This window comes from Roseivirga sp., from assembly GCF_049099775.1.
Classification (GTDB): Bacteria; Bacteroidota; Bacteroidia; order Cytophagales; family Cyclobacteriaceae; genus Roseivirga.
Genome location: NZ_JAGDZM010000010.1, coordinates 26,922 through 33,738 on the forward strand (window position 1 = coordinate 26,922; position 6,817 = coordinate 33,738).

5 protein-coding genes are annotated in these 6,817 nt (G+C 40.1%); 3 read left to right on the forward strand and 2 right to left on the reverse strand.

All coding sequences use genetic code 11. From position 1 onward, the window contains the following. The first annotated feature begins 5 nt into the window (after nucleotides 1-5). The 3 genes from JXQ92_RS16580 (at nucleotide 6) to JXQ92_RS16590 (ending at nucleotide 3,697) form a co-directional block, all read left to right on the forward strand. Entirely contained in the window at nucleotides 6-2,015 is a 2,010-nt protein-coding gene (locus tag JXQ92_RS16580; RefSeq protein WP_421987761.1) for a fumarate reductase/succinate dehydrogenase flavoprotein subunit, read from the forward strand. Nucleotides 2,016-2,043: 28 nt separating this feature from the next. Continuing rightward, nucleotides 2,044-2,817, forward strand: a complete 774-nt coding sequence (locus JXQ92_RS16585) for a succinate dehydrogenase/fumarate reductase iron-sulfur subunit (RefSeq protein WP_421987762.1) — start codon at nucleotides 2,044-2,046, stop codon at nucleotides 2,815-2,817. Nucleotides 2,818-2,917: 100 nt separating this feature from the next. Next, nucleotides 2,918-3,697, forward strand: a complete 780-nt coding sequence (locus JXQ92_RS16590; RefSeq protein ID WP_421987763.1) for a hypothetical protein — start codon at nucleotides 2,918-2,920, stop codon at nucleotides 3,695-3,697. A gap of 14 nt (nucleotides 3,698-3,711) precedes the next feature. Here the strand turns inward: JXQ92_RS16590 and JXQ92_RS16595 are convergent, their stop codons facing one another. Then, the gene (locus tag JXQ92_RS16595; RefSeq protein ID WP_421987764.1) at nucleotides 3,712-5,889 is read right to left on the reverse strand and encodes an OmpA family protein; all 2,178 of its coding nucleotides are present in this window, start codon (nucleotides 5,887-5,889) and stop codon (nucleotides 3,712-3,714) included. A 3-nt stretch (nucleotides 5,890-5,892) separates the two neighbouring features. After that, nucleotides 5,893-6,813 carry a type IX secretion system membrane protein PorP/SprF gene (locus JXQ92_RS16600; protein ID WP_421987765.1) on the reverse strand — a complete coding sequence of 307 codons (921 nt, stop codon included), beginning with the start codon at nucleotides 6,811-6,813 and terminating at the stop codon, nucleotides 5,893-5,895. Nucleotides 6,814-6,817: the final 4 nt, after the last annotated feature.

Here is a 6,817-nt window from a genome sequence, read left to right on the forward strand (position 1 = left end):
TAAGTATGACGACTCTAAATTCAAAAATACCAGAAGGTCCTATTTCCGATAAATGGACCAATCATAAAAACAATATCAAGCTTGTTAACCCAGCCAACAAAAGGTCAATCGACGTTATCGTTGTGGGTACGGGTTTAGCAGGTGGATCCGCAGCTGCATCCTTAGCTGAATTAGGATATAACGTAAAGGCATTTTGCTATCAAGATTCTCCACGAAGAGCGCATTCCATAGCAGCACAGGGAGGTATTAATGCCGCAAAGAATTATCAGGGAGATGGTGACTCAACTTACCGTTTGTTCTATGACACGGTTAAAGGAGGAGATTATCGCTCAAGAGAAGCCAATGTGCACAGGTTGGCAGAAGTATCTGCTAATATCATTGATCAGTGCGTAGCACAAGGAGTTCCATTTGCTCGTGATTATGGAGGGTTATTAGACAACCGTTCTTTTGGTGGTGTACAGGTTTCAAGAACCTTTTATGCCAAAGGACAAACAGGTCAGCAACTACTTTTGGGTTGTTACTCAGCCATGTCTCGTCAGATCGGCAAAGGAAAAATTAAAATGTACAACCGTCATGAAATGATGGATGTAGTTGTTGTCGATGGAAAAGCGAGAGGGATCATTGCAAGAAACCTTGTAAATGGTGAGATCGAAAGACATTCTGCTCATGCTGTAGTGATCGCATCAGGAGGGTATGGAAATGTATTCTTCCTATCGACTAATGCTATGGGGTCGAATGTATCGGCAGGATGGAAGGTGCATAAAAAAGGAGCTCATTTTGCAAATCCTTGTTATACACAAATTCACCCAACTTGTATACCACAACACGGAGATCAGCAGTCTAAATTGACTCTGATGTCTGAGTCTTTAAGAAATGATGGTAGAATTTGGGTTCCAGCTAAAAAAGAAGACGCGGAAGCAGTGCGAGCTGGTAAATTGAAGCCTACTGATATTAAAGAGGAGGATAGAGACTACTACTTAGAGCGCAGGTATCCATCTTTTGGAAACCTTGTACCAAGAGATGTAGCTTCAAGAGCGGCAAAAGAACGTTGCGATGAAGGCTTTGGTGTAGGTACAAATGAGACTGGAGAAGCTGTTTATCTTGATTTCTCTGCTGCAATAATGCGTTACGGTCAAGAGCAAGCGAATATTCAAGGTATTCACGACGCTTCTAAGGAAAAAATTCAAGCCTTAGGTACCGACGTTATTGAGAAAAAATATGGTAACCTTTTTCAGATGTATGAGAAGATTACCGCTGATAACCCTTACAAAACGCCAATGAAAATTTACCCTGCGGTACATTATACCATGGGTGGTGTTTGGGTTGATTATGACTTAATGACCACTATTCCTGGTTGCTATGCTATCGGGGAGGCAAACTTCTCAGATCATGGTGCCAACAGATTAGGAGCTTCAGCCTTAATGCAAGGTTTAGCCGATGGTTACTTCGTATTGCCTTATACTATCGGAGATTATCTTGCCGATGATATTAGAACAGGCACTATTTCTACCGATCTTCCAGAATTTGAAGAAGCAGAAAAGTCAGTAAAGAAGAATATCGATTTCTTCATTAATAATAAAGGATCTAAGTCTGTTGATCATTTCCATAAGCGATTAGGAAAAGTGATGTGGAATAAAGTTGGTATGGCTAGAAGTGAGAAAGGTCTCAAAGAAGCCATTGCCGAAATCAAACAGATCAGAGAAGAATTCTGGAAAGAAGTAAGAGTACCGGGCACATCAGATAGCATGAACCCTGAATTGGAGAAAGCTGGCAGAGTGGCCGATTTCTTGGAATTGGGTGAGTTATTTGCAAGAGATGCTTTGGAGAGAGAAGAGTCTTGTGGTGGCCACTTTAGAGAGGAGCACCGTACAGAGGAAGGAGAAGCTGTGAGAGATGATGAGAACTTTACTCACGTTTCCGCTTGGGAGTATAAAGGAGAGCCTTCGGAAGCAGTTTTGCATAAAGAGAAACTCGTCTATGAAAATATAGAACTCAAGACCAGATCGTATAAATAAGGATTTAAAGCACTAGAATTTCAAAAATATGTCAGCACAAAAAGGATTAAACCTGACACTCAAAGTTTGGAGACAAAAAAATGACAAGGATAACGGTCAAATGGAGACTTATCAGGTATCTGATATCTCTACAGACAGTTCTTTCCTTGAAATGATGGACATCTTAAACGAGCAGTTAATTGGCGAGGGCAAAGACCCAGTTGCTTTCGATCATGATTGTCGAGAAGGTATTTGTGGAAGTTGTTCTATGTACATCAATGGAGAAGCTCATGGGCCAGGTAGGGAGATTACTACTTGTCAGTTGCACATGAGAGAATTCCAAGACGGACAGACGATTTACATCGAACCTTGGAGAGCGAAGGCTTTCCCTGTAATCAAAGATTTAGTGGTAGACAGAAGCGCGTTTGACCGTGTGATGGCTGCTGGAGGTTTCGTGAGTGTTAATACATCTGGAAATACTCAAGATGCTAATGCTATTCCTATTCCAAAGGCAGATGCAGATAAAGCTTTCGATGCTGCAACATGTATAGGGTGTGGTGCTTGTGTAGCGTCTTGTAAGAATGCTTCTGCTATGCTTTTCGTATCGGCGAAAGTTTCTCAATTCGCCTTATTGCCGCAAGGTCAGGTGGAGGCAGCTGAACGTGTACAGAACATGGTGAAGGTGATGGATGAAGAAGGTTTTGGAAACTGCTCTAATACGGGTGCGTGTGAAGTAGAGTGTCCAAAAGGAATTTCACTAGAGAATATTGCTAGAATGAATAGAGAATATCTTTCTGCGAGCGTAACTGCTCCAGAATCATAAGCTATTCGTCTTAATAAAATTAAATTCAAAGCCCTCTTTCGGATACCGGAAGAGGGCTTTTTTGCATGAGGAGTCGAAGCTTAATTGTTGTGGTGCTATATTGAACAAGGTATTATTTAGAGAAATGAGTGGTTCCAGTTTGTTTAAAGGATTTGTGCTTGCCTTATCATGCGAAGTTATACTTGCCTCATGTGCGGCGAATAAAAACATTGGCCGGGGCATAGAAGGCATTTACATAGAACAAGGCTCATTCAATAAACGACTCGCATTATCAGATAATAGATATGTTTTGTCCAAGCCTTTAGGTCAGGCCGATGTAAGCCCATACAGGTGTTGTGACACACTTTCTATTGGTAATTGGGACTATGTGAAAGGAACCTCGTTTATAAAGCTTAAGAGTGATTTAAGGCCTCAAGACCCATTGCTCCCAATTGCGGTTCAAGAAAGCAATTCTTTGAGCAGTGATAGTTTATACTTTCGGATTAAAAACCCCATAGACCAAGATGATCCTCATCGAGCTTTTGAATTATTCAATTATCAATTAGAAATTACTTCTAACAATCCGGAATTTGATGCTAGAATTAGTAATCGGAGGTTCAAGTCTCCTAAAATCATCGTGAAAAGACCTGCTTCTTTGAAAATTGAAATGATAGAGTTGATAGCTATCCCTAGTATGGAAATACCTGTTCGAAGTGTAGAGGTTAGGTATATCTATACTGAGGTATACAGTCTTAGAAATAAGACTGCAAATCATTTTTTAATCAACATTCCTGATCTGACTTATCGCTTAATAAGTGAGATGAGGCTCTCAGACGATTTCATCAAAGTAATCAGCCCGACTAAGCTTGAATGGGATGGAAAAAGGTACCAGAAACAATAGAAGTAGCTCCTTTCTTAGAAGGAAACTACTTTAAATTCTGTTCTTCTGTTAGCTTGATGTTCTTCTGGTTGACACCGAATACCATCCTCACATTGATTGGTTAATTGTGTCTCGCCATAACCTTTACCTATAATTCTGTCTTCCCCTATTCCTTTTGAAACTATATAAGCTGCTGAAGAACGAGCCCTTCGGTCAGACAAGGCTAAGTTATAAGGATCGCCTCCTCGTGAATCCGTATGTGATCCCAACTCAATTGTTATGGTAGGATTGTCTGTCATCATCGCTACGATCTTGTCTAACTCAATAGCCGCATCAGGGCGGATTTCTGATTTATTTAAATCGAAATAGATGTTTTCAATTCGGATGGCCTTTCCAATAATAATTTCATCCATCTCAAGGTCGAACTTAATTGAACCGCCAGGGTCGTTTCCAGTGGCTACTTTCGTTCTGAAATTGAAATACCCTGTTTTTTGTAGAAACACATCGTATTCTGAATCTGGCTGTGCAATAAAGTATAGGAGTCCATTTTCATTGGTTCTTACACTATCCACTTCACCAGTTGTAGTTTCAGTAAACGTAACTAAAGCGTCATCCACTGGTCTACCAGCAGGAGTTATTAGATCTCCTTTAATGACAAGAAGTTCTCTTAGTGGAATGGTAATAAATTCTTTGTCTAAGGCATCATTAAAAGTAGAAGCAGAGTCTAATCCAACTGACCAATCAGGTTTTTGCGCTCTTAGATTATAGCTCTGATCCCAAGCCAATTCATATTCGAATCCACCATCGGCATTTGTAATAAATCTTACGCTGTCACCTTCTCCTGTAGAAAGGAATACTTCCGTGTCGTCAAGTGGTCTGCCTGATCGTTGATCGACAACAATGCCTTTTAAAAACACCTGTTTAGGGCGCTTTGGAATATTTATCTCAATTTGGTAGATATCGTCATTTCCTATTCCACCTGGTCTGTTAGATGTGAAATAACCAGTAGTATCATCCTTCGAAATAATGAGCCCAAAATCGTCTTTAGGAGAGTTAACTGGAATCCCCATGTTTTTCACAAAGGCAGCGGTATCATTCAAATCATATTGATAAACATCTAAACCTCCCATGCCGTAATGTCCATTGGAAGAGAAGTAAAGAACCCCTTTGTGAATGTGAGGGAACATTTCATCGCCTGGTGTATTGATCTCGCTACCCAGGTTTTCAGGTTCTCCCCAAGTGCCATTGTCGAAAGTAGATTTATAAATATCTACTCCGCCATTTCCACCTGGTCTGTTTGACGCAAAATAAAGTGTGGTTTCATCTTCTGTCATTGTCGGATGACCGGTACTGAATTCCTTGCTATTATATTCAAATGAAACGGGCTTGTCCCACTCCGCATTTATTCCACTTCTTTGCGTCATATAAAGTTGCAAATTGATAGTCTCATCACTGGCAGTACCTACTTTTTTGCCGTTATAGTTGTTTCTAGTGAAAAATGCTTTCTCATCACTATCATAAAATACCATTGGTCCTTCGTGATAGCGCGTGTTCAGCTTTTTATTAAAGAGTTTTGTGGTTTTAACAGAATCAATCCCCGGGTTTGTGAAGTATAATTCATGGAAGTTCATGTTGTTCCAACCATGGGTACGCTTTACTAACCTGAATTTCTTTCGGTTTGAAGAAAACACAAGCCCATCTTGAAAGTAAGTGGGACTGTAATCATCGGCTTCCGAATTAAAAGGAGAGAGGTTGATTTTGTAATAAGAAGAATCACTGTAAAAGCCTTCAAAATTTGTAATCCCATTCGTAAGGTTTGTTGCACGAACATCTCCTTGACTTCTGTAAAAGTTAGATAAAGCGGTTAGCGCTCTATCATATCTTTGAGCGCTCATTAATGCTTGAGCATAGTATAAAGTATGAATCGGTTTCGAAACTGATGAATCCGAAACAATTTCAGCATAGAATGGCAATGCCTGCTCAGGCATATTCATTTTACGGTAAGACTCAGCTAATTGCAATTTGGCGTAGTTGAAAGAAGAATCTCTAGCGACTAATCTTTCATAAATTTTAGCGGCAGCAGCATATTCAAAATTATCGAATAGTTTTCCTGCGCGCATAACATCTAAACGCGATCTATTCTGACCATTTACATTGAAGGAGAGTAAGATCAGAAGTGTTACCAATAAGTATTTCAAGTGTCTATTATGCATTGCTTAAAAGTATCTTGGTGAAATGATCTTTTTCTTTCCGAAAACAAAGGTGTACTGCAGCATGATTTCATGCGATCCAGAATTAACTCTTCTAAGGTCTGTCGTAGTGGCAAAATCATACGAATAACCGAACTGAAATTGCTTATTGACTTGTACTTGAAATAAGGCATCGAATGAGTCAAACGATCGGTAAGAAAGGCCTGCCCAGATAATATCCTTTATCAAGAAATTGGCATTTACATCGAATTCTATTGGTGCGTTTTCAACATACTTAATCAAGAGATTAGGCTTAAATTTTAAGTCCCTTGAAATATCAAAGACATAACCGGCGTATCCAAAATAGTGACGCTCTAGTCTTGAATCGGAGTCGCTATTGTTTACATCTAATTTACTTCTGACTAATTGAGGAACAGAAACACCTGCAAAGAACCGGTTGGTATTGAAATACAATCCGGCACCGAAATTCGGCCTATTGATATTCACATCACCATTGGCAAATACAGGGTCTGCATTGCTAATTCTACTAAACTTCGAGTTGTAATTGCTGATTCCACCTTGCAAGCCAAATGCTAGCCGAGCCGAACCACTAAACCTGATTCTATACGCAAATGCGAGATAGGCAGTCGTTTGATCGGTAACACCAATCCTATCATGAATGAGCAGCGTACCTAAATTGGCACTTCCACTTGCATTGATAGGAGAGTGCAAACTAAAGGTTTGACTCGCTGGCGCTCCTTCTAGGCCCACCCATTGTTCCCTTGCCAAAAATGTAGCCGTAATGTTATCATGGCTACCTGCATAGGCAGGGTTTATAGCCAGCCCATTAAACATGTATTGCGTAAACATGACCTGTTGCTGTGCAAGACCTACTTGCCCAAAGATCATCAAAACCAAAGCGAATGTTATGTTTCTTAAAAACTTCATGATC